Genomic DNA, 22,480 nt, shown 5'->3' with positions numbered 1-22,480 from the left:
TCACTCCTGTTCGGTGTCGGTGCTGGTGTCGGCGCCGGGTTCGACGACGACGGCGAGAATGGTGCCGGATTCGACCTGCGTGCCGACCTCGACGGGCAGCTCGGTGACGATGCCGTCGATGGCCGCGGAGATGGTGTGTTCCATCTTCATGGCCTCCATCCAGAGCAGTGGCTGACCTGCTGTGACCGCGTCCCCGACCGAGACCGCGACGCGGATGACCGAGCCCGGCATCGGGGCGAGCAGCGATCCCGCGGCGACCTCCGCCGACGGGTCGGTGTAGCGGGGTGGTTCGACGAGTGAGACCGGTCCGAGCGGGGAGTCGACCTCCACGCGCGAGTCGGCCCCCGGGGTCTCGTACCGGGCCACGGCGAGAGTGCGGCGAACCCCACGGACCTCCACGACGAGCGAATCGGCGGTGGCGTCTCCGATCGTCACGATGCCGTCGAGGTCCTCGGCGGCGGGGCGGGCACCGGCGCGGTCGCGGAGGTAGGTCACCTCGAGCTCGTCCTCACCGACCCGGTAGGTGCGGGTCTGCAGCGAGCGGCCGACGTTGCGGAACCCGGCCGGGGCGAGCGCGACCGGGCCGCCGGCGTGCTCCGCGGTACCGGAGACGATCGCGGCGGCGAGTGCCGAGATGCGTACGGCCTCGTCGTCGGCGAGCGGGGCGGCGAGTTCTGCGGCGCCGTGGTCGTCGAGGAACGCCGTCGACAGATTGCCGGCGAGGAACTCGGGATGGCGGAGCACGCGCACGAGCTGGGCCCGGTTGGTGGTCAGTCCGTGGACCCTGGCGCGGGCGAGTGCCCCGGCGAGCGAGGTGCAGGCCTCGGTGCGGGTCCGGCCATAGGAGATCACCTTGGCCAACATCGGGTCGTAGTGGACGCCGATGAGCGTGCCGTCCGGCCCCGGCTCCACGCCGCTGTCCAGCCGGATCCCTGGCCGGTGCGGGCCGGAGAAGCGCGAGGTCACACCGGGCACCTCGAGCGCCCACAGGACGCCGGAGCCGGGGCGATAGTCGTCCGCCGGATCCTCGGCGTACAGCCGGGCCTCCAGCGACCAGCCGTGCGTGGCCGGCGGCTCGGCGGCGGGCAGCGGCAGACCCGCGGCCACGTCGAACTGCAGCGCCACCAGATCCAGACCGGTGGTGGCCTCGGTGACCGGGTGCTCCACCTGAAGGCGGGTGTTCATCTCGAGGAAGAAGAACTCACCGCCGTCGGTCGCCAGGAACTCGACCGTCCCGGCGCCGGTGTAGCCGATCGCGGTCGCGGCATCCCGGGCCGCCTCGAACAGCTTCGCCCGCATCCCCGGCGTGCGCTCGACGAGCGGGCTGGGCGCCTCCTCGATGACCTTCTGGTGGCGGCGCTGGATGGAACACTCGCGCTCCCCCACCGCCCAGACGGTGCCGTGGGCGTCGGCCATGATCTGGACCTCGATGTGCCGGCCGCGCTCGAGGTAGCGCTCGCAGAACACCGCGTCGTCGCCGAACGCCGACTTCGCCTCACGCCGGGCGGCCGCGATCTCGTCGTGCAGTGAGTCGAGGGTGCGCACGATGCGCATCCCGCGCCCGCCACCTCCTGCGGAGGCCTTGACCAGGACCGGCAGGAGGTCCTCGGTGACGTCGTCGGGCTCGAGGTCGGTGAGCATGGGCACGCCCGCCGCCGCCATCATCTTCTTGGCCTCGATCTTGGAGCCCATGGCCTCGATGGCCTGCGGTGGCGGCCCGACCCAGGTCAGACCCGCCGCCATCACATCGCGGGCGAATCCCGCGTTCTCCGACAGGAACCCGTATCCGGGGTGGACGGCGTCGGCGCCCGCGGCCAGGGCCGCCTCGATCACCAGGTCACCGCGCAGGTATGTCTCCGCAGGGGTGTTACCGGGCAGTCGCACGGAGGCGTCGGCCTCGCGGGCGTGCGGCGAGTCCGCGTCCGCGTCGGAGAACACGGCGACCGTCGACATGCCCAGTGACCGGGCGGTGCGGTGGACGCGCCGGGCGATCTCGCCGCGATTGGCCACCAGGACGGAGGTGACCGGCGGTGTCGTCGTCGTTGTCGTCGGGTCGTTCGGAGATTTCTGGGCGGGCCGGGCGGGGCTGGTGGAGCTCATGGTCTGGTTCCTCACATCCGGAAGACGCCGAAGCGGCTCGTGCCGGCGACTTCAGCGGAGTGGATCGCGGACAGGCTGAGTCCCAGCACCGTCCTGGTGTCGCGGGGGTCGATGACGCCGTCGTCGTAGAGCATCCCCGACAGGAACGCCGGCAGTGACTCGGCCTCGATCTGGTCGGCGATCGCCGTCTTGAGGCCGTCGATGGTCGCGGGGTCCATCTCCTCGCCCCGGGCCGCGGAGGCCGCGGCGGCGACGGAGGTGACCACGTCGGCGAGCTGTTGACCGCCCATGACGGCGGACTTCGCGCTCGGCCAGGTGTAGAGGAACCGCGGATCGAAGGCGCGGCCGCACATGCCGTAGTGACCCGCGCCGTACGAGGCCGCGGTGATGAGCGACAGGTGCGGGACCTCGGAGTTGGAGACCGCGTTGATCATCATCGCGCCGTGCTTGATGATGCCGCCGCGCTCGTACTCCGAGCCGACCATGTAGCCGGTGGTGTTGTGCATGAACAGCAGCGGGGTGTCGTAGCGGTTGGCCAGCTCGATGAACTGCGTGGCCTTCTGCGCCTCCTCGCTGAAGAGCACGCCGCGGGCGTTGGCGATGATGCCCACCGGGTAGCCGTGGATCTCGGCCCACCCGGTGACGAGGCTCGCGCCGTACAGCGGCTTGAACTCGTCGAAGTCCGAGCCGTCCACGATGCGGGCGATGATCTCCCGCGGGTCGAACGGGATCTTGAGATCCTCGGGCACGATCCCGAGCAGCTCGTCGGCATGGTGGAGGGGCTCGAGGACCTCGGTGCGCGGGGCACTCCCGGCCTTGGTCCAATTGAGCCTCCGGACGATGCCCCGGGTGATCCGTGCGGCGTCGGCCTCGTCGGCGGCGAGATGGTCCGCGAGCCCCGAGACCCGCGCATGCATGTCGGCGCCACCGAGCGTCTCCTCGTCGGCGATCTCACCAGTGGCCGCCTTGACCAGCGGCGGGCCGGCCAGGAACACCTTCGAGCGCTCCTCGATCATCACGACGTGGTCGCTCATCCCCGGCACGTACGCGCCGCCGGCGGTGGAGTTGCCGTAGACCACGGCGATGGTGGGGATGCCCGCCTTGGACAGGCGGGTCAGGTCACGGAACAGGCCGCCGCCCGGGACGAACACCTCCTTCTGCGTGGGCAGGTCGGCGCCGCCGGATTCGACGAGGCTGATGACCGGGAGCCGGTTCTTCATGGCGACGTCGTTGAGCCGGAGTATCTTGCGCAGGGTCCACGGGTTGGAGGTGCCGCCCTTGACCGTGGGGTCGTTGGCGACGAGGAGGCACTCGACGCCGGAGACCACGCCGATCCCGGCCACCACGGAGGCGCCGGTCTGGAAGTCCGAGCCCCAGGCGGCGAGCGCGCACAGTTCGAGGAACGGCGACTCGCGGTCCAGGATCATGTCGATCCGTTCGCGCGCGGTGAACTTGCCGCGCTCGCGGTGGCGGGCGACCTTGCGCTCGCCGCCGCCCGCCAGTGCCGGTTCGAGATCGGCGGCGAGCTGGTCGAGCTTGGCCTCCATGGCCTGTCGCGCCGCGCCGAACTCGGCGGTGGTGGTGTCGATCGTGGAACGCAGGATTGTCATGCGGTGTACCCCAAACGTCGTCCGGCGAGGGTGGTGAGGATTTCGGTGGTGCCTCCGCCGATGCCGAGGAGTCGGACATCGCGGTACTGGCGGCTCACCTCGGACTCGGACATGAATCCGAGTCCTCCGAAGAGCTGCACCGCCTGGTTGGCGACCCATTCGGCGCACTCGACGGCGGTGTTCTTGGCGAAGCAGACCTCGGCCACGGCGTCGTGCCCCGAGACCGCGAGGTTCACACAGTGGTGGGTGTAGGTGCGGGCGAGGTCGATGCGGCGGGCCATCTCGGTGACCGTGTTCTGCACGGCCTGCCGGGACAGCAGCGGTCGACCGAAGGTCTCCCGCTCGCGGACCCAGTCCAGGGTCAGATCGAGGCACCGCTGCGCCTGCGAGTATCCCTGGCAGGCCAGGGCGGCGCGCTCACTGACGAAGCCGATCGCTATCTGGGTGAAGCCGTCGTTCTCCGCGCCCACGAGATTGGCCACCGGCACGCGGCAGTCGGTGAACGTGAGCTCGGCGGTGTCCGAGGCGTGCCAGCCGAGCTTGTCGAGCGGCTCCGAGACGTGGAATCCCGGGGTGTCCGTCGGGATCACCAGCAGGCTCACCCCGGCGGCGCCCGCGAGTTCCCCGCCTCCGGTGCGGACGGCGGTGACGACGAAGTCGGCGCGCGTGGCGGAGGTGATGTAGGTCTTGGCGCCGTTGACGACATAGTCGTCACCCTCCCGGCGTGCGGTGGTGGTGAGGTGACCGACGTCGGAGCCGCCGCCGGGCTCGGTGATGGCCAGGGAGCCGATCAGCTCGCCGGCCAGCGTGGGCGTCACCCACCGTTCGATCTGGTCGGGCCGCCCGGACTGGGCCAGGTGCGGCACCGCGATGCCGCAGGTGAACAGGGAGGCGAACACGCCACCGGAGACGCCCGCCTCGTGGAGCGCCTCGCACACCACGAGGGAGTCGATCGCGTCGCCGCCACCACCGCCCACCTCCTCGGGGAAGGAGACCCCGAGCAGGCCCAGCTCGCCGGCCGCGCGGTGCAGCTCCCGCGGGATCGCGCCCGCCGCCTCCCACTCGGCGAGATGGGGCAGGATCTCCCGCTCCGCGAAGCGGGTCGCGGTCTCGCGGAGCGCGAGTCGCTCGTCCGAGTACCAGGGGTCTCCGGGCACATGGGGCGGGACGGCGGGGGCGGTTCTGCGAGGAACGGTCACTGGTTCTCCTTCATGGCGGCCGCCGGGGAGTCGACGGGGGCGGTGACGTAATCGGGCATGTCCACGACGCGGGAGCGCAGCCATTCGCCCAGCCCCTTCGCCTGCGGGTCCCAGCGGTAGCCGTGCGCGACGCCCTTGCCGAGTAGCCCGTCGATTACGAAGTTCACCGCATGCAGGCGCGGCAGCTCGTAGCGCTCGATCGGCAGGTCGGCCGCCTCCGGTAGCAGGCGGCGGACCTCGTCGACGGTGAGCGTGGCGAGCATCCACCGGTAGGACCGCTCGTCGCCGGCCCACAGCCCGATGTTGGCGGTGCCGCCCTTGTCTCCCGACCGCGCGCCGAAGACGTCGCCCAGTGGGCGGGTCGTCGAGGGGCCGGCCGGGTCCTGCGGGGCCAGCGGACGGCCGGCGGAGTCGAGTCCGTCCGAGGCGTGGCCGTCGCCCATCTCCGCCGTCTCGTCGGGCGGGTCGATGTCGACGCTGGTGCCGTCCGGGAGCACGGCGATGTGGGGAACCGCCTTCTGGTCGAGGTAGGCGGGGATGTACACGCCGTAGGGCGCTCCGCGACCGGGCGGGCCGCTCGGGGTGGCCCCCGGGTAGCTCGCCAGGGTCATGGCGACCGCCGCGTCGGTGAATGCCCGGCCCACGACGTCCTTGTCGGGGTCCCAGCCGACGATGGTGAGCATAGCGGTGGCCGCGGCCTGTGTGTCGGCATCCGGGTGGTCGGTCCGGTGCAGGCGGAACTGCAGGTCCGCGGGCTCGCGCTGGAGTCCAGCGCGGAACTGGCACTCCACCAGTGCGGCCTTGTCCTCGATGTCCAGGCCGGTGAGCAGGAAGGTGATCTCGTTGCGGTGGCCGCCGAGGCAGGTCACCGACACCTTGGTGTCCGGCGGCGCGGTCTCGCCGCGGACCCCGGAGATCCGGACGCGGTCCGGCCCCTCCTGCTCGAGGCGGGCGGTATCGAGTCGGGTCACGACGTCGGGGCCGCCGTAGCGGGCGCCGGTGACCTCGTACAGCAGCTGGGAGGTGACGGTGCCGACGGTGACGGCGCCGCCGGTCCCGGCGTGCTTGGTGATGACGGAGCTACCGTCGGCCGCGATCTCGGCGATCGGGAATCCCGGGGAGACGGGGTCGGCGATCTCACCGCGGTTGAAGAAGGCGTAGTTGCCGCCGGTGGCCTGGGTACCGCACTCGATCACGTGGCCGGCGGCGGTGGCACCGGCCAGCGCGTCGAGATCCTGCCTGGTCCACCCGAAGTGGCTGATCGCGGGGCCGACGATGACGGAGGCGTCGGTGACGCGCCCGGTGACGACGACGTCGGCGCCGGCATCCAGGCACCGGGCGATGCCGAACGCCCCAAGGTAGGCGTTGGCGGTCACCGGGAAGCCGGCGTCGGCCGGGAGGTCGAGCTCGCCGACGCGGTCGATGAGGTCGTCGCCGTGGACGTACGCGACCTCCGGCTGCAGGCCGAGACGCTCGCCGAGCTCGCGGATCGCCGCTGCCAGCCCCGCCGGGTTGAGACCGCCGGCGTTGGCGACGATCTTGACCTTCTTCTCCAGAGCGAGCGCGAGGCAGTCCTCGAGCTGGCGGAGGAAGGTCTTGGCGTAGCCCAGCTCGGCGCTCTTCATCCGGTCGCGGCCGAGGATGAGCATGGTCAACTCGGCGAGGTAGTCGCCGGTGAGGACGTCGAGCTGGCCGCCTTCGAGCATCTCGCGCATGGCCGAGATGCGGTCGCCGTAGAAGCCGGACATGTTGCCGACGCGGAGCGGAGGCGCCGTGGGTTCAGTGCCGACTCGCTGCGCGGGGGTGGGGTCGACGCTCATGCCCGCGCCCCCTTCTCGCGGCCCCCGCCGGGCAGGCCGGCGAAGGCCTGGGCGATCCGCAGCCAGCCCTCGGCATCCTCCCCCACGGCCTCCAGGGCCGTGTCCTCGCGGTGGACGCGCTGGGTGACGAGGAGGCAGAAGTCGAGCAGGGGCCCGCTCACGCGCTGATCGGCATCGGCAGGGCCGAACTCGACCACCGTGCCGTCCGCCTGCGTGAGGGCGACGTGGATCTCGCTCGCGGGCGCCTCGAGGCCGTTCATCGCATAGGAAAAGCCGCGGGTCCTGAAGCCGAGCCGGGCCACGTGGGGCATCGCCGCGAGGAAAGCGGGGTCGTCGGTGACCGGGACCGCGATCGCGTCGGCGACGTCGACGCCATGCGCCCATGTCTCCATGATCCGGGCCGTGGTCATGGATTTCGGCCGCATCGGCGGCCCGAACCAGGGGACCTTCTCGCCGGGATCGGCGGCCTTGAGCTCGTCCGCCAGTTCCCCGCGGGCCAGGCGCCACCGTGCCAGGACCTCGTCGCGACCGGTCGACGCGATCTCCTCGGCTCCGGCGTCGACGAACCCTGCCGGGTCGGCCATGGCCTTGTCCACGATCGTCTGGAATGCGTCGGCGTCACGGATAGCGGATACCGAGACCTCGTCCGTCCAGGCCAGGTGAGCGATCTGCATGGCGACGTCCCAGCCCTCGGCCGGGGTCGCGGCGTTCCAGTGGTCGGTGCCGGCGGCCTCGACGATCTCGTCCAACCTGGCGTTGAGCGCGGCGAGGGCCGCGTGTGGGTCCTCGGTCTCCGGGGTCTGGGGGGTGGTCATGGGCATCACGATCCCAAACCGCCGCAAATAAAGCAAGCATGATTGCTTGCTAATTTTCGACCATCCTGACACTGTGGACACAGTGACCCCGGTCACACGACTGCCGTCCGCCGTCGGCCCCGCCTTCACCCTCGCCCCATCCCCGCTCAGAACACCGGAGACCCCCCGTGCGACTAGACCCCACCGGCATCGACCCCCATGACCACGCCCTGGCGCGCCGCTGCTCGGTCGGCGACATCCCGACCCGAGCCGCGGCCACCTTCGCCGACCGGACCGCCGTCACGGACGACACCGGATCGTGGACCTTCGCCGAACTCGAATCGGTGTCCAATCGCGTGGCTCACGGGCTCGCCGGCCTGGGCCTCGAACCCGAGGAGCCGGTGGCTCTGCTGTCCACGAACTGCCGCGAGTTCGTGGCCACCTACTTCGGCAGCGCCAAGGCGGGGATGGTCGCGTTGCCGGTCAACCTGCTCTCCGGCCTCGAGAACATCGCGCACGCCCTGACCGACTCCGGCACGCGCATCCTGGTCGTCCACGGCGCGCTCGCGGAGCTCGCACTCGGTGCGGTCGGGGCGATCCCGGCGATCCGCTTCGTCGTCGTCATCGGGGGCCTGCCCGACGGCCTCACGCCCGCACCGGACGGACCCACGGTGCTGTCCTTCGACGACCTTCTCGCCGGCGACGACACCAATCCCGACACCGTGATCGCCGACCGCCAGATCGTCCAGTGCCTCTACTCCTCCGGGACCACCTCCCGCCCCAAGGGCGTGCTCACCTCCCACCTGGCCGTCACCGTCGCCGCGCTCGGTAACAGCGCGATCTTCGGCATGGCCTGGGGCGCCCGGGGATCGGTCACGGTGTGCCCACTCCCCCTCTTCCACACCGCCGGTCTCAACGGGGTACTCATCCCGTCGGTCACCATGGGTGCGACGATCCACCTCCTTCCGGGCTTCGACCCGGTCGGCTACGCCGACACCGTCGCCCGGGTCCGTGCCACCCACCTCGTCGGGCTGCCGCTCATGCTCGAGGCTCTGGCCGACGGGACGGACCGCGGGCTCGACCTGAGCTCCATCCAGATGCTCCTCTACGCGATGGCGCCGATGTCGGAGGCGATGCGCACGAGGCTCTCCGCGGCGCTGCCCGACGCGACGATCGTGCTCGGATCCGGCATGAGCGAATGCACGCCCGCGACCGTGATGCAGTGGCCCGAACTCAACGCCGACAAGGCCGACTCGTGGGGCTACCCCACCCCGTTCGCCGAGAACCGCATCTCCGAACCCGGCGGAGCCGAGCTCATGCCGACCGGGCAGGACGGCGAAATCGTCTACCGCGGCCCGACCGTCATGGAGGGCTACTGGAACAACCCGGACGCCAACGCCGAGGCCTTCGCGGGCGGACGCATGCACTCCGGCGACCTCGGCCGCATCGACGCCGAGGGCGTGGTGTGGTTCTCCGACAGGGTCAAGGACATCGTCAAGTCCGGCGGCGAGAACGTGAGTTCCCTGCACGTCGAACGAGTTCTCCTCGACCACCCGCACGTCGCCGAGGTCGCCTGCATCGGCCGGCCCGACCCCACGTGGGGCGAGCAGGTGGTCGTGGTGGTGGTCCCCGCCGTCGACGCGCCGCCGGAAGCCGACCTAATCGACTCGATCCTGCGGTTCGGCGCCGAACATCTCACCAGCTCGCAGCGGCCCCGCGGCGTCGTGGTGACCGACGCGATCCCCCGCACCGCGACCGGCAAGATCCGCAAGGTCGAGCTGCGGTCGATGAGCTGACCTGCCCGGGCCGCTCTAACCTGCAGCCGCCGCTGGCCCCGGCCCGGGCTACGGACCGTACTCGAGCAGTTCGCCCGGAACCTCGATCCGGGCGGCGGCGAGATCCGCGCCGAGTCCCGGGGTCAGCACCTCGCCACGTGGCGGGCGCGCGACCAGGTTGACCGCGCGCAGGTTGGGCAGCGGGTAGCGCCGCACGTCCATCCCCTCCAGGCCGGGGACCAGCTCGCGCAGCCGCTCGACCGTGAACTCGTCGGCGAGCCACGCGAATGCCGAGTCGTCCCACGTCCACACCGCGATGTTGACCCCACGCCCCACGACCCCGCGCCGCACGCTGGCGACCGACCCGAGAACCGTCGACACCTGCTCCCCGCCCGGCACCGCGCTCGGAGTCCACGGAGTCGGCAGTTCGCCGGGCCCGATCGGCGCCGTCTCCATCGGCACCGGGACGGGCACGCGACGCCCGTCCGCCAACACCACGACGTGCCCCGACTCCTCCTGCGGGAGCGGGCGGGCGACGCGCGTGGGCCGCTGCCCGCCCCGGGTCATGGCAACCAGGGCGACGACCGGCGGCGCGGGCTCGCCGCGCGCGCCGCTGAGCCGCACCCGATCCGTGCCCTCCTGCGCCAGGCGCACCGAGTCGAGCCGCAGCACCACGTCCGGCGCGGCGTAGCGGGCGCCGGCGACGCCGTCGAGGAGCTGGTCGGTGACCGTGCCGACGGTGACCGAGCCGAACGCGGACGGATGTCGGGTGATGACCGCCGATCCGTCATCGGCGATCTCCGCGATCGGGTAACCGCCGGTCACGGGGTCGGTGGTCCGGGTGACGTCCGTGGAGGAGTCCACGACGCCGGTCGCGCCCGGCCCGCCGGACAGGACGTGGCCCACCGCGACCGACCCGGCCAGCGCGTCCAGGGCCGACGAGGTCCACCCGTGGTGCGCCGCGGCGGCGCCGGTGACGAGCGCCTCGCGACTGACGCGGCCGGTGACGACGACGACGGCACCCTCGGCCAGAGCCTGGGCGATCCCGAACGCACCGTGCCGCACGGTCGCCACGTCGACCACACCGAGACCGAGTTCGGGCGCCCGGTCGGTGACGTCGCCGGAATCAACGGAGGCCACCGGGAGGTCCACCCCGGCCTCCCGGGCCAGCGCCCGCAGCTCGTGGGCGAGCCCCTCCGGGTCGAGAGCTCCGGCGTTGGTGACGACCCTTACGCCCGACGCCTTGTCGTCGTCACCCGCCCCGTCGCCACGTCCGCCCGCACCACCGACGCCGAGCAGATCGAGGCATTCGCGCAGCTGCACCACCGCGGCGCGCTCATACCCGGACCCGCCCGCGGCGCGCTGTGCGGCGAGATCCAGCATCGCCTCGTCGGACAGCATGTCCAGCGCCACGACATCCAACCTCGAGGCCGCGAGGAACTCGGCGGTCGCGGTGTCCCGGTCGGTCCGCGCGGCGGAGACGTTGCCGATCCGCAGGGGGCGCGTGCTGGTCGTCATCGATCCTCCGGGTCACTCGGGTGGTGTTCTTCGACCTACTCCAGCATGCTTCCCGTCGCGGCGAGGCGGGTGTGGAATGACAGGGCCTCTTCGAGGATATGCGGGGTGTTGCCCGCGCCCGGCCGCGCGGTCGCCCGATCCAGGTAATCGTGCAGCATCGGACGGAACGCCGGATCGGCGCAGCGGTCCACGATCAGCGGCGCGCGCTTGCGGGGGCTCAGGCCGCGCAGGTCCGCCAGGCCGTGCTCGGTGACGATGACCTGCACGTCGTGCTCGGTGTGGTCGACGTGCGGCACCATCGGCACGATCGCCGAGACCGTGCCGTTCTTGGCGGTCGACGGCGACAGGAACATGGATACGTAACCGTTCCGGGTGAAGTCGCCCGAGCCGCCGATCCCGTTCATGATGCGGGTGCCACCGACATGGGTGGAGTTGACGTTGCCGTAGATGTCGGCCTCGAGCATGCCGTTCATGCCGATGATCCCGAGACGGCGCACGATCTCCGGGTGGTTACTGATCTCCTGCGGGCGCAGCGTGACGTGCTCGCGGTACAGATCGATGTTGTCCACCAGCTCGGCCAGGCCGGCCCGGGACAGTGCCAGCGACGTGGCCGAGGCGTGCGCGACCGTGCCCTGGCGGATCAGGTCCAGCATCGAGTCCTGGATGACCTCCGAGTAGCAGGTCAGGCCCGTGAAGGGGCCCTCCGCGAGGCCGCCGAGCACCGCGTTGGCGACGTTGCCGATCCCGGCCTGCAGGGGCAGCAGGCCGGCGGCGGGCAGGCGGCCGCGTTCCACCTCGTGACGGAAGAACTCCACCACGTGCCCGGCGATGGCCTGGCTGATGGCGTCGGGCGCGGCGACGGTGGTCTCCGAGTCCTGCTCATCGGTGGGCACCACGGCGACGACCTTGGCCGGGTCGACCTCGAGGTACTGCTGGCCGATGCGGTCGGCCGGCCGGGTCAACATGATCGGCTTGCGCGCCGGAGGAAGCGCCGTGCCGTAGTAGACGTCGTGCATGCCCTCCACGTCGAGCGGGACCCACGAGTTCACCTCGAGGATCACCTTGTCCGCGACCTCGAGCCAGGTCTTGTTGTTACCCACCGACATCGACGGGACCAGTTTGCCGTCCTCGGTGATGGCGGCGACCTCCACCACAGCGACATCCACGTCCCCGTAGTAGCCCTCCCACACCTGCTGGGCCACGTGCGACAGATGGATGTCCACGTAGTCCATCCGACCGTCGTTGATCTTGCCGCGGGCGGTGGGCTCGCTCTGGTACGGCATCCGCAGGGCCACGCCGTCCACCTCGGCGAGGGTCGCCTCGGCCTCGCCGGCCACGGATGCGCCCGTGAGAAGATTGACGCTCAGCTGCCCGCCCCCGGCGCGCACCCGACGGATCCGCTCGGCCAGCGCCGGCGCGAACGCCTTGGGCGTACCCGCACTGGCGAATCCACTGATCGCGACCGTGTCCCCGTCCTGGATCCGGGCCACCGCCGTGGCGGCGTCGGTCACCAGCCCCTGGAAATGCGGGTGTCGGACACGGGTGGTGATGGTGGCGGCACCCTGCTGGACGGTGTTGGTCATGCGCGGAGCCTATCGCCGGGCGGTGCCCTGCTCCTCATGGTGAGACAGGCGACCTCCCCCCGAACCGGTGTGTCAGGCGCGCTCGTCATGTCTGACGTTGCCGGTGGCACGGGACCGATAGAATCGACGGAATCCGCCGACCGTCGTGGCCCCAGGAGTGAGCCTTGTCCCCCAGGACCGCACCGATCCCCGATCGCATCGACCAGGCCCGCGCCAACTGGGAGCGCGAGGGCTGGCTCGACGCCGCGCAGGGGATGACCGTGGTGACATCGGTGATGCGGGCGCACCAGATCCTCCTGGCCCGGGTCGAGGAGACCCTGCGGCCCTGGAACCTGTCGTTTCCCCGCTATGAGCTGCTGCGACTGCTCGCGTTCTCCCGCTCGGGCGCCCTGCCCATCACCAAGGCCTCGGAACGTCTGCAGGTCCACGTCACGAGCGTCACCAGCGCGATGAAGCGGCTCCTCGACGCCGGCCTGGTCGAACGCCGACCGCACCCCACCGACGGCCGTACGACGCTTGTCGAGATCACCGATGCGGGCCGCGAGGTCGTGGCCCAGGCGACGGCCGCCCTCAACGCCGGGGTGTTCGCCGATCCCGGCATGGACGAGGCCGATCAGATCGCGCTCATCGAGGCGATCGGCTCGCTGCGCCGCACCGCCGGCGACTTCTGACGACTCGCGCCGTCCTCACCGGGCACGAACGACACCGCGCCCGGCCCCCTCTCGGGTGGGGCCGGGCGCGGCTGCTGGTGGGGTGCGGCCCGTCGGGGCCGTCAGGTCACCGGGTCAGGGGACCTCGGTGGCGAGCACCGCGTCGTTCTCGGCGAGCTCACCGGTCACCTTGTTCTTGCTCGACTCGGTCATGGCGAGCACGCACATCATCGACATGGCCGACAACAGCGAGAGCATGATGCCGACTCCGAGGGTGTTGCCCGCGGCGACCATCGCGGCGGCGGCCAGCGGCGGCAGTGCGCCACCGAGGATTCCGGCGAGGTTGTAGCCGAGGCCGGCACCGGTGTAGCGGTAGCGGGCCTGGAACAGCTCGGGCAGCAGCGCGCCGGCCGGGCCGTAGGCGATACCGAAGATGATCAGGGTGACGAGCAGGCCCACGGCGAAGGCGCCGGTCGATCCGGTGTCGAGGATGGGGAACACGACGAGCGACCAGACGATGGCCAGCCCGACGGAGGTGCCGATGACCTTCTTGCGGCCGATCCGGTCGGAGTACATCGCGGACAGGGCGATGGCGAGACCGAAGACCAGGGCGGCGACCATGCCCATGCCGAGGACGAACGGGCGGGAGTGGCCGAGCGTGGCGGTGGCGTAGTTCGTGAGGAACGAGGTCCCCATGTAGAACAGCGAGAACAGCGAGGTCAGCGCGCCGCCGGCGATGAGGATCTCCTTCCACTGGAAGCGGATCGCGTCGGCGAAGGGCAGGGTCGCGAGTGCGGTGTCCTTGGAGGCGAGCTCGCGGTCCTGCTTGAAGACGGGGGTCTCCTCGACCGAGACGCGGATCCAGAGGCCGATGAGGACGAGGACCGCGGACAGCAGGAACGGGATGCGCCAGCCGTACTGCATGAACGCACTGTCCGGACCCGCGTTGTTTCCGGCGACGAGCGCGAAGATGAGGAAGGTGCCCGACGACAGGAAGAACGCGAAGGCCACACCGAGCTGTGGCCACATGGCCATCAGTCCGCGCTTGCCCTCCGGTGCATACTCGGCCGTGAGCAGGGTGGCGCCCGCCCATTCGCCGCCGACGGCGAAGCCCTGGAAGAAGCGGCACAGCACGAGCAGCGTGGGCGCCACGATACCGATGCCGTTCTCGAAGGCGCCGAACGCGCCGGTCTCGTAGCCGGGGAGCAGACCGATGAACACGGTCGCCACGCCCATGATCATCAGCGTCCACACCAGCGTGCGCTTACGACCGATGCGGTCGCCGAAGTGGCCGAATACCGCGGCGCCGACGGGCCGAGCGAAGAAGGCCACGGCGAAGGTGGCGAACGACGACAGCGTGGCCGAGGCCGCACTCTGCTCGGGGAAGAACAGCGTGGGGAAGACCAGCGCGGCGGCCGTGCCGTAGATGAAGAAGTCGTACCACTCGATCGTCGTACCGATCGAGGAGGCTGCGGCGACGCGCGCGAGCGAGGTCTTCTTACCCGGGACGCCGGCCGCCGCCTGTGGCGTCGCGCCCCCCGTGGGCGAATTCGTGGCTGTCAAGACAACTCCAGTCTTCTCAGTGTCGCCGGGCTGTGAACCTGCGGCGCTGACAGATTTCTCCGACGTGTTCACGTCGACTGAGAAGAAACTATGTGAGGCGAGCCACACCCGGTACACCCGAAAGTGGATGTCGGGTGATCTGGGCCACATCATCTGCAGCGCGGCGACGCGCACCGCGCGCGGAAGAACGCGCTCGCGGACCTCGCGTACGACGACTCCCGGGTCGCGGCGTTCGCCACCTGCGTCTCGGAGGAACTGGAGGAGATGCTCACGACGCTCTCCCGGCAGCGGTCGGGATCGGTGTACGACGCGACCACCGTCGCCTTCGGCCGCGCCGCGTTCCGGTGGGCGGGTGTGCCGGTGTCCACCGCGGAAGCCGACCGCAGGGCGCATCAGATGAGCAGGCTCCTCGACACGTTCGGCCGCCCGGCCACCAATCCCCTGGCGTGGGTCGAACGGGCGAGGCTGGACCGTTGGGCCACCGGCCTGATCCGCGGCGCCCGCGACGGTGCCCGCGACGGCCACACACGCGTCGCGGCGGACTCGGTGCTGACGGCGATCGCGGACCTGCGCGATGAGAACGGTGCTCTCGTGTCGGACCACACCGCGGCCGTCGAACTCCAGAATCTCACCCGGCCCACCGTGGCCGTCGCACGCTTCGCGGCCTTCGCCGCCGTGGCGTTGGTCGACCACCCCGACTGGGCGCGGCGGATCCGCGAGGCGACGACCGCCGCCGGGCGCCTCACCGACATCCCGGAGGCGGTCGCGTTCGCCCAGGAGGTCCGGCGGGTGTACCCGTTCGTCCCGATGCTGCCCGCCCTCGCCGCGGTCGACACCGAGATCGGCGGCTGTCCCGTCCACCGCGGCCAACGCGTGTTCCTGGATATTCTCGGCACCAACACGGACCCGAATCACTGGGACGACGCCGGGACATTCGATCCGGAGCGCTTCCTCGACGTGGCCGACGCCGAGGAACTCGCGGCGTTCATCCCCCAGGGGGGGCGCCGGGGTGCGCAGCGGGCACCGCTGTCCCGGCGAGAAGATCGCCGTCACCGCCCTGTCCGCGACCGTCGCCGCGCTGTGCCGCCCCGGCGTCGAGATCAGCGACGACGCCGACGACCTGACGTTCCCGTGGACCCGGATGTTGACCCGCCCCGCCACCGGTGTTCGGCTGCGCTACCGCGCGACCGCCACCACCTGACCAACGGATCCGGCCAGCTGCCTCCGGACGCGGTTGCGGGTACGTACCGGCCCACCGGGTCCCGGCGGCACAGACCGGGACAGGTCAGCGCAGGCAGGGGCAGATCAGGGCAGAACGCCGAGCAACCGCGCGCGGGCGACGGACTCCATCCGTGACCGCGTGCCCAGCTTGGTGCCGATGTTGCGCAGGTACGCCTTGATCGTCTCGGGAGACAGCGACAGCCGCGCGCCCACCTCGGCATTGGAGCATCCCAATGCGACCTGGGCGAGCACGTCGATCTCCCGCGGCGAGAGAACCGGCTTGTCCTGGACCGGGGTATCCGCCGCGTCCGGGGCCCTGCCGACCCCCGCGAGCGCGGAACCGGCCGCGAGCAGCCGATTCCGCAGCGCGGCGTCGCCCAGTTCCGCGGCGATCGCCCGGAGTTCGCCGTGCAGCATCCTGATCTGCTCGCGGTCGGTCGCCTCCAATCCGGCGCCCTGCTCGGCGGCGGCCAGATCGGCCATCCGGAGCCGACGGTCCACCTCGTCACGGATCTGGAACTCGGACGACAGCTCCGCGGCCACCGAGGTGAACGTCCGCGCGACCTGATCCCCCAGCTGGGTTGCCACTCGCGCCGAGCCGTACAGGATCGTCCGCGCCACCCCGGAGACCATGACCGGCACCGAGATGATCGCCCGGAGCCCCTCGAGCTCCACCGCGGCCGCGTAGTCGCGGGTGATACTGGAGCAGTCCTCGTAGTCCCGCACGGTCGCGGGACGACCGGAGGCCATGACGTGACCGCCGAGCCCACGCCCCTTGGCCACGGCCAGGCCCTGCATCGAACTGGTGCGGGCGCCGATGAACCGGGTCAGCTGCGCGGTCTCGCCGTCGGCCTCGCCAGCGAACACCATCGGCAACCCGGATTCCTGCCGGACTCTCCGAAGGGCGCCGAGCACGGCGTCCGAGTCCTTGGGGCGGTGGGTGGACATGGTCTGCTCTCCCGAGAGTTACAGGTGGTCAGCTCCCCGCGGACTCGCGGATGCTGGTGATGATGGCACTGAAGTCCTTGCTGCCGTTGTCCTGCGCGAACTCGTCGTACAGGGCTGCCGCCGCCGCGCCGAGCGGAGCGACCGTTCCCGTGCTCTCCAGGGCCGCGAGAGCGAGCCCCAGGTCCTTGTTCATCAGGGCCGTGGCGAACCCGGGTGTGAAGTCGTTGTTGGCCGGAGAGGTGGGCACCGGTCCGGGAACCGGGCAGTTGGTGTGCAGCGCCCAGCTGTTGCCGGTGGCCCCGGTGACGACGTCGAACAGCGCCCGGTGCTCCAGCCCGAGCCGCTCGGCGAGGACGAACGCCTCACCGATCGCGATCTGGTGGACCGCCAGAACCATATTGTTACAGACCTTCGCCGCCTGACCGGCACCGGCGGCACCGCAGTGGATGACCTTTCCGGCCATGGGCTCGAGAACCGGCTGCGCCGCGGCGAAGGCCTCGTCCTCGCCTCCGACCATGAATGCCAGGGTCCCCGCGGTGGCACCCTTGACACCGCCGGAGACCGGGGCGTCCACCTGCAGCATGCCGGCGGCGACGGCCGTGGAATGCACCGCACGAGCGTCGTCGACCGAGATCGTCGAGGAGTCGATGAACAACGTCCCCTTCCCGGCCTTGGGCAGTACCTCCTCGTAGGTCGAGGTGACCAACGCACCGTTGGGCAGCATCGTGATGACCACCGACGCCCCCTCGACGGCCTCGGCCGGCGAGGCGCACACGGTCACACCCGTGTCCCGCGCGGCGTTCTGGGCGGCCTCGACCGGGTCGAAGCCGCGGACCTCGTGGCCCGCCCCGACAAGATTGGCCGCCATGGGCCCACCCATGTTGCCGAGGCCGAGGAACGCCACAGTCTGCGAACCGTTGTTCATGTCCTACGCTCCCAGTCCACGTGCGGCGACGGCCCGGCCGACGACGACACGCATGATCTCATTCGTCCCCTCCAGGATGCGGTGCACCCGGAGATCTCGCACGATCTTCTCGATTCCGTACTCGGCCAGGTACCCGTAGCCGCCGAACAGCTGCAGCGCCCGGTCGGCGATCTCGAAGCACCGATCGGTCACGAACAGCTTGGCCATCGCGCACAGTTCGACGTGGTCCGGCTCCTTGGCGTCCAGGGCCGCGGCGGCGCGCCACAACATGAGGCGACTGGCCTCCAGCTCGGTGGCCATCTCGGCCAGGGTGAACCGGATGGTCGGCTCGTCGATGAGCGCACCACCGAACGCCTCGCGATCGCGCAGATGGGCGACCGCCTGCGCGTACGCCTGCTGGGCGCCGCCCAGCGAACACGCCGCGATGTTGATGCGGCCGCCGTTGAGTCCCCGCATGGCGATGGTGAAGCCGAGGCCCTCGCCACCGGTGTCCGCGCCGCCGATGAGGTTGGCGGCCGGCACGCGGACGCCCTCCATGATCACCTGAGCGGTGGGCTGCGCGTTCCAGCCCATCTTCTGCTCGTCCGGGCCGAAGCTCAGCCCCTCGGAATCGGCCGGGACGATGAACGTCGAGATGCCCTTGGCACCCGGGTCACCGGTGCGGGCCATCACGACGTACACGTCCGACTGGCCACCGCCGGAGATGAACTGCTTTGTGCCGGTGAGCACGTACTCGGCGTCCGGGCCGTCGCCCTCCCGGACCGCCCTGGTCCGCAGCGCCGCCGCATCCGAACCCGCGCCCGGCTCCGTGAGGCAGTAGCTCGCGAAGAACTCCATCGAGGCCAGCTTCGGGATCCACTGCCGCCGCTGCTCGTCGGTGCCGAACTCGTCGATCATCCACGCGCACATGTTGTGGATCGACAGGTAGGCCGCCACCGACGGGCAGCCGCGGGCGAGCTGCTCGAAGATGCGCACGCCGTCCAGACGACGCATCCCGCTGCCCCCGACGTCCTCGGAGACATAGATCGCGCCCATGCCCATCCCGGCCGCCTCGCGGAGGACGTCCTTGGGGAAATGGTGGGTCGCATCCCACTCCTGTGCCCGGGGCGCGATCCGCTTCTCGGAGAAGTCACGGGCCGCGTCGACGATGACCTTGTCGTCGTCATCAAGGGTGAACATCAGTGTTCCTCTCCTACGGTGACCGACGTCAGTCCATCGTCGGGATGACGAACTCGGCACCGTCCTTGATGCCCGAGGGCCAGCGCTGCGTGACCGTCTTGACCTTGGAGTAGAACTTGATCGACTCCGGGCCGTGCTGGTTGAGGTCGCCGAATCCGGACTTCTTCCAGCCGCCGAACGTGTGGTAGGCGATCGGGACCGGGATCGGCACGTTGACGCCGACCATGCCGACCTCGACGCGGGAGACGAACTCGCGGGCGGCATCGCCGTCGCGGGTGAAGATGGCCACGCCGTTCCCGTACTCGTGCTCGTTCGGCAGACGCAGGGCGTCCTCGAAGCTCTCGGCGTGGACGATCGTGAGGACGGGCCCGAAGATCTCGTCGGTGTAGACGCTCATGTCGGTGGTGACGTTGTCCATCAGCGTGGGGCCGACGTAGTAACCACCCGAGATGTCCTCACCGTTGAACTCGCCGGTGTACGCACCGACGCCGCGGCCGTCGACGAGGATCTTCGCCCCGGCCTTCTCCCCCTGGTCGATGTAGTCGAGCACCCGGGCCTTGGACTCGGGCGTGACCAGCGGGCCGTAGTCCGACTGCGGGTCGTGGCTGTGGCCGACCTTGAGCTCCTTGACCTTGGGCAGCAGCTTCTCGAGCAGCTTCTCAGCGGTGCCCTCGCCGACCGGGACGGCAACCGAGATGGCCATGCAGCGCTCACCGGCCGAGCCGAAACCGGCACCGACCAGGGCGTCCGCGACCTGGTCGAAGTCCGCGTCCGGCATGATGATCGCGTGGTTCTTGGCGCCACCGAAGCACTGCGCGCGCTTGCCGGTGCGGGCCGCGTTCTCGTAGATGTACTGCGCGATCGGGGTGGAGCCGACGAAGCCGACGGCCTTGATCGTGTCGTTGTTCAGAATGGCGTCGACGGCCTCCTTGTCACCGTGCACGACCTGGAACACGCCGTCCGGCAGACCGGCTTCGGTGAACAGCTCGGCCAGGCGCACCGGCACGGACGGGTCGCGCTCGGAGGGCTTGAGCACGAACGCGTTACCGCACGCCAGCGCCGGGCCGGCCTTCCACAGCGGGATCATGGCGGGGAAGTTGAACGGGGTGATGCCGGCGACCACGCCGAGCGGCTGGCGCATCGAGTAGACGTCGACGCCCGTGCCGGCGTTCTCGGTGTACTCGCCCTTGAGCAGGTGCGGGATGCCGATGGAGAACTCGATGACCTCGAGGCCGCGCTGGACGTCGCCACGGGCGTCCGGGGTGGTCTTGCCGTGCTCGATCGCGAGCAGTTCGGCGAGCTCGTCCATGTTCTCGTTGACCAGCGCCACGAAACGCATGAGCACGCGGGCGCGCTTCTGCGGGTTCATGGCCGCCCACTCCTTCTGGGCGACCGCGGCCTTGGCGATCACGTCGTCGACCTCGGCGGTGGTCGCCAGCGGCACGACCGCCTGTGCCTCACCGGTGCTCGGGTTGAGCACCTCCTGGCTGCGACCGCCGGTCGAGGCGACGCGCTTTCCGTTGATGTAGTGCTCGACCTGCCTGAGATCCGACATGGACGTCCTTCCTGACGTGTGGGTGGCGACCTCTGGTGGCCGCGCCCGTTCCCGTGATGACCATCACCATATACTTGCACCTCCTAGTAATCCAGGGTCGGGGCCCGGATTGCCCGCACCCCTCCCCTTTCGGGTGTACCGCGGACCCACGCCCCGCCCTACTGTGAGCTGACTCACTTTACGATTCATCGACAGGAGCATCCATGCCGCCGCTCTCCACCGAGGCCACCGAACAGTTCCGCGCCGCCCGCGACTTCCTCCAGGCGAACGCCGAGAACTACGACGCCGCCCGGGCGGGATTCGTCTGGCCGGAGCTCGACGAGTGGAACTGGGCGCTGAACTGGTTCGATGTCCAGGCCGAAGGGAACGACGACCCGGCGCTGTGGATCGTCGAGGAGCACGACGGCGGCGCACCGACCGAGGCCAAGTACTCGTTCGACGAGATGCGGATCCGGTCCGACCGCACCGCCAACTGGCTCCGCGACCGCGGCGTCGAGCCGGGCGACCGGATCCTGCTCATGCTCGCCAACCAGGTGGAGCTGTGGGACGTGATGCTCGCCGTGATCAAGCTCGGCGCGGTCGTCATCCCGGCCACGACGCTCCTCGCGGAGGGCGACCTGCGGGACCGCATTGCGCGTGGCGGCATCAAGCACGTCATCGCCCGCGCCGAACTCGCCGAGCGATTCGCGTCGATCTCCGGCGACTACCAGTGCATCTCCGTCGGCGGAGCCGCTGAAGGCTGGACCGACATCGCGGCCGCGCTGGACGCCTCCCCGGACTTCCAGCCGAGTCACACCACCCGCGCGGACGACACGCTGCTGCTCTACTTCACCTCGGGCACCACCAGTAAGCCCAAGCTTGTCGAGCACACGCACGCCTCGTACCCGGCCGGCCACCTGTCGACCATGTACTGGATCGGTCTGCAGCCGGGAGATGTCCACCTCAACGTCTCCTCGCCCGGCTGGGCCAAGCACGCCTGGTCCAACGTGTTCGCTCCGTGGATCGCGGGCTCGTGCGTCTTCCTCTACAACTACTCCCGCTTCGACGCCACGGCGATGATGCGCGAGATGGACCGCTGCGGAGTGACCAGCCTGTGCTGCCCGCCCACCGTGTGGCGCATGCTCATCCAGGCCGACCTGGCGCAGCTGCAGAACCCGCCGCGCCTGGCCGTCGGAGCCGGCGAGCCCCTCAACCCGGAGGTGATCGGCCGGGTCCGCGACGCGTGGGGCGTGACGATCCGCGACGGCTTCGGTCAGACCGAGACGACCGTGCAGATCGCCAACACCCCGGGCCAGCCGATCAAGGACGGCTCGATGGGCCGCCCCTGCCCGGGTTTCGACGTGGCGCTCGTCGATCCCGCGACCGGCCGGGAGGTCACCGAGGACGGTGCCGAGGGCGAGATCTGCCTGCGTATGGATCCCCGCCCGCTGGGCTTGATGGTCGGCTACCACGGCGACCCCGAGCGCACCGAGGCCGCGTACGCCGACGGTTTCTACCACACCGGTGACGTGGGCTCGCGGGACTCGGACGGGTACATCACCTATGTCGGCCGCACCGACGACGTGTTCAAGTCGTCGGATTACCGGATCTCCCCGTTCGAGCTGGAATCGGTACTGCTCGAGCACCCGGCGGTCGCGGAGGCGGCGGTGGTCCCCTCTCCAGATCCGGTCCGGCTGAGCGTGCCCAAGGCGTTCGTCGTCCTCGCCGGAGACTGGGCGCCGGACGAGAACACGGCCCGCGAGATCTTCGAGTACTCGCGTACCCATCTGGCGGGCTACAAGCGGATCCGCCGCCTGCAGTTCACGGATCTGCCCAAGACCATCTCGGGCAAGATCCGGCGCGTGGAGCTGCGCAGGGGCGAGGTCGACAACGGCCCGTCCGTCGACTTCCCAGGCGAGTTCCGCGAGGACGCCCTCCGCTGACACCCTCCCCGTCACTCCGGTACGTTCTCCCGGGTATCCACCTGGGGAAACGCTGACCGGGGTGACGGCTGGCTGGGTTGCGTGGGGCCGCGCCCGTCGTGGGATGCGGAGGACGGGC

At 70.5% G+C, this 22,480-nt stretch carries 16 protein-coding genes; 4 read left to right on the top strand and 12 right to left on the bottom strand.

All coding sequences use genetic code 11. The annotated features are described in order from the left end of the window. From ACWIE7_RS04370 to ACWIE7_RS04350, 5 genes are read right to left on the bottom strand one after another with little or no spacing between them, the layout of a single operon-like run. A complete protein-coding gene (locus tag ACWIE7_RS04370) occupies positions 1–2,100 on the bottom strand; it encodes an ATP-binding protein (protein ID WP_454068654.1) in 2,100 nt (699 codons plus the stop codon). Between the two features lie 11 nt (positions 2,101–2,111). Further along, positions 2,112–3,710 carry an acyl-CoA carboxylase subunit beta gene (locus ACWIE7_RS04365; protein WP_454057608.1) on the bottom strand — a complete coding sequence of 533 codons (1,599 nt, stop codon included), beginning with the start codon at positions 3,708–3,710 and terminating at the stop codon, positions 2,112–2,114. Beyond that, entirely contained in the window at positions 3,707–4,909 is a 1,203-nt protein-coding gene (locus ACWIE7_RS04360; RefSeq protein WP_454068653.1) for an acyl-CoA dehydrogenase family protein, read from the bottom strand. The genes ACWIE7_RS04365 and ACWIE7_RS04360 overlap by 4 nt, the downstream gene beginning before the upstream one ends. Further along, positions 4,906–6,729 (bottom strand): acyclic terpene utilization AtuA family protein, encoded by a 1,824-nt coding sequence (locus ACWIE7_RS04355; protein ID WP_454068652.1) that lies wholly within the window; start codon positions 6,727–6,729, stop codon positions 4,906–4,908. Before ACWIE7_RS04355 ends, ACWIE7_RS04360 begins: the two co-directional genes overlap by 4 nt. Then, positions 6,726–7,544, bottom strand: a complete 819-nt coding sequence (locus tag ACWIE7_RS04350; protein ID WP_452098590.1) for a TIGR03084 family metal-binding protein — start codon at positions 7,542–7,544, stop codon at positions 6,726–6,728. Before ACWIE7_RS04350 ends, ACWIE7_RS04355 begins: the two co-directional genes overlap by 4 nt. A 167-nt stretch (positions 7,545–7,711) precedes the next feature. Here ACWIE7_RS04350 and ACWIE7_RS04345 point away from each other — a divergent pair, with 167 nt between their 5' ends. Next, a complete protein-coding gene (locus ACWIE7_RS04345; protein ID WP_452098589.1) occupies positions 7,712–9,319 on the top strand; it encodes a class I adenylate-forming enzyme family protein in 1,608 nt (535 codons plus the stop codon). Positions 9,320–9,367: 48 nt separating this feature from the next. Here the strand turns inward: ACWIE7_RS04345 and ACWIE7_RS04340 are convergent, their stop codons facing one another. After that, positions 9,368–10,816 carry an acyclic terpene utilization AtuA family protein gene (locus ACWIE7_RS04340; RefSeq protein ID WP_452098588.1) on the bottom strand — a complete coding sequence of 483 codons (1,449 nt, stop codon included), beginning with the start codon at positions 10,814–10,816 and terminating at the stop codon, positions 9,368–9,370. 35 nt (positions 10,817–10,851) lie between these two features. Then, positions 10,852–12,399, bottom strand: a complete 1,548-nt coding sequence (locus tag ACWIE7_RS04335) for a succinate CoA transferase (RefSeq protein ID WP_452098587.1) — start codon at positions 12,397–12,399, stop codon at positions 10,852–10,854. Between the two features lie 164 nt (positions 12,400–12,563). On the opposite strand from ACWIE7_RS04335, the gene ACWIE7_RS04330 reads away from it, so the two are divergent. After that, positions 12,564–13,070, top strand: a complete 507-nt coding sequence (locus tag ACWIE7_RS04330) for a MarR family winged helix-turn-helix transcriptional regulator (protein WP_452098586.1) — start codon at positions 12,564–12,566, stop codon at positions 13,068–13,070. A gap of 114 nt (positions 13,071–13,184) precedes the next feature. On the opposite strand, the gene ACWIE7_RS04325 is transcribed toward ACWIE7_RS04330, so the two are convergent. Then, entirely contained in the window at positions 13,185–14,612 is a 1,428-nt protein-coding gene (locus ACWIE7_RS04325) for an MFS transporter (protein WP_454057613.1), read from the bottom strand. A gap of 264 nt (positions 14,613–14,876) precedes the next feature. On the opposite strand from ACWIE7_RS04325, the gene ACWIE7_RS04320 reads away from it, so the two are divergent. Continuing rightward, positions 14,877–15,968, top strand: a complete 1,092-nt coding sequence (locus ACWIE7_RS04320; RefSeq protein ID WP_454068651.1) for a cytochrome P450 — start codon at positions 14,877–14,879, stop codon at positions 15,966–15,968. Here the strand turns inward: ACWIE7_RS04320 and ACWIE7_RS04315 are convergent. The 4 genes from ACWIE7_RS04315 to ACWIE7_RS04300 are packed head-to-tail and all read right to left on the bottom strand — an operon-like array spanning position 15,918 to position 20,440. After that, on the bottom strand, positions 15,918–16,781 hold the full coding sequence (locus ACWIE7_RS04315) for a LuxR C-terminal-related transcriptional regulator (protein WP_230928263.1): 864 nt from the start codon (positions 16,779–16,781) through the stop codon (positions 15,918–15,920). The genes ACWIE7_RS04320 and ACWIE7_RS04315 overlap by 51 nt on opposite strands. A gap of 28 nt (positions 16,782–16,809) precedes the next feature. Beyond that, positions 16,810–17,706: a 3-hydroxyisobutyrate dehydrogenase gene (gene mmsB, locus ACWIE7_RS04310; protein ID WP_454068650.1), complete on the bottom strand. Its 897-nt coding sequence runs from the start codon at positions 17,704–17,706 to the stop codon at positions 16,810–16,812. Positions 17,707–17,709: 3 nt separating this feature from the next. Beyond that, on the bottom strand, positions 17,710–18,885 hold the full coding sequence (locus ACWIE7_RS04305) for an acyl-CoA dehydrogenase family protein (RefSeq protein WP_452098581.1): 1,176 nt from the start codon (positions 18,883–18,885) through the stop codon (positions 17,710–17,712). A 28-nt stretch (positions 18,886–18,913) separates the two neighbouring features. After that, a complete protein-coding gene (locus ACWIE7_RS04300; protein ID WP_452098580.1) occupies positions 18,914–20,440 on the bottom strand; it encodes a CoA-acylating methylmalonate-semialdehyde dehydrogenase in 1,527 nt (508 codons plus the stop codon). Positions 20,441–20,643: 203 nt separating this feature from the next. On the opposite strand from ACWIE7_RS04300, the gene ACWIE7_RS04295 reads away from it, so the two are divergent. After that, positions 20,644–22,362, top strand: a complete 1,719-nt coding sequence (locus ACWIE7_RS04295) for an AMP-binding protein (RefSeq protein WP_454068649.1) — start codon at positions 20,644–20,646, stop codon at positions 22,360–22,362. Positions 22,363–22,480: the final 118 nt, after the last annotated feature.

The organism is Dietzia sp. NPDC055343, assembly GCF_053645265.1.
Note: the sequence above shows the minus strand (reverse complement) of the source record. Positions and strands in the feature narration are given on the sequence as shown.

Coding starts and splice junctions, on each gene's coding strand:
- ACWIE7_RS04370 (WP_454068654.1), bottom strand. CDS start 2,100: ATGAGCTCCACCAGCCCCGCCCGGCCCGCCCAGAAATCTCCGAACGAC.
- ACWIE7_RS04365 (WP_454057608.1), bottom strand. CDS start 3,710: ATGACAATCCTGCGTTCCACGATCGACACCACCACCGCCGAGTTCGGC.
- ACWIE7_RS04355 (WP_454068652.1), bottom strand. CDS start 6,729: ATGAGCGTCGACCCCACCCCCGCGCAGCGAGTCGGCACTGAACCCACG.
- ACWIE7_RS04350 (WP_452098590.1), bottom strand. CDS start 7,544: ATGACCACCCCCCAGACCCCGGAGACCGAGGACCCACACGCGGCCCTC.
- ACWIE7_RS04340 (WP_452098588.1), bottom strand. CDS start 10,816: ATGACGACCAGCACGCGCCCCCTGCGGATCGGCAACGTCTCCGCCGCG.
- ACWIE7_RS04335 (WP_452098587.1), bottom strand. CDS start 12,399: ATGACCAACACCGTCCAGCAGGGTGCCGCCACCATCACCACCCGTGTC.
- ACWIE7_RS04320 (WP_454068651.1), top strand. CDS start 14,877: ATGCTCACGACGCTCTCCCGGCAGCGGTCGGGATCGGTGTACGACGCG.
- ACWIE7_RS04315 (WP_230928263.1), bottom strand. CDS start 16,781: ATGTCCACCCACCGCCCCAAGGACTCGGACGCCGTGCTCGGCGCCCTT.
- mmsB (WP_454068650.1), bottom strand. CDS start 17,706: ATGAACAACGGTTCGCAGACTGTGGCGTTCCTCGGCCTCGGCAACATG.
- ACWIE7_RS04305 (WP_452098581.1), bottom strand. CDS start 18,885: ATGTTCACCCTTGATGACGACGACAAGGTCATCGTCGACGCGGCCCGT.
- ACWIE7_RS04300 (WP_452098580.1), bottom strand. CDS start 20,440: ATGTCGGATCTCAGGCAGGTCGAGCACTACATCAACGGAAAGCGCGTC.
- ACWIE7_RS04295 (WP_454068649.1), top strand. CDS start 20,644: ATGCCGCCGCTCTCCACCGAGGCCACCGAACAGTTCCGCGCCGCCCGC.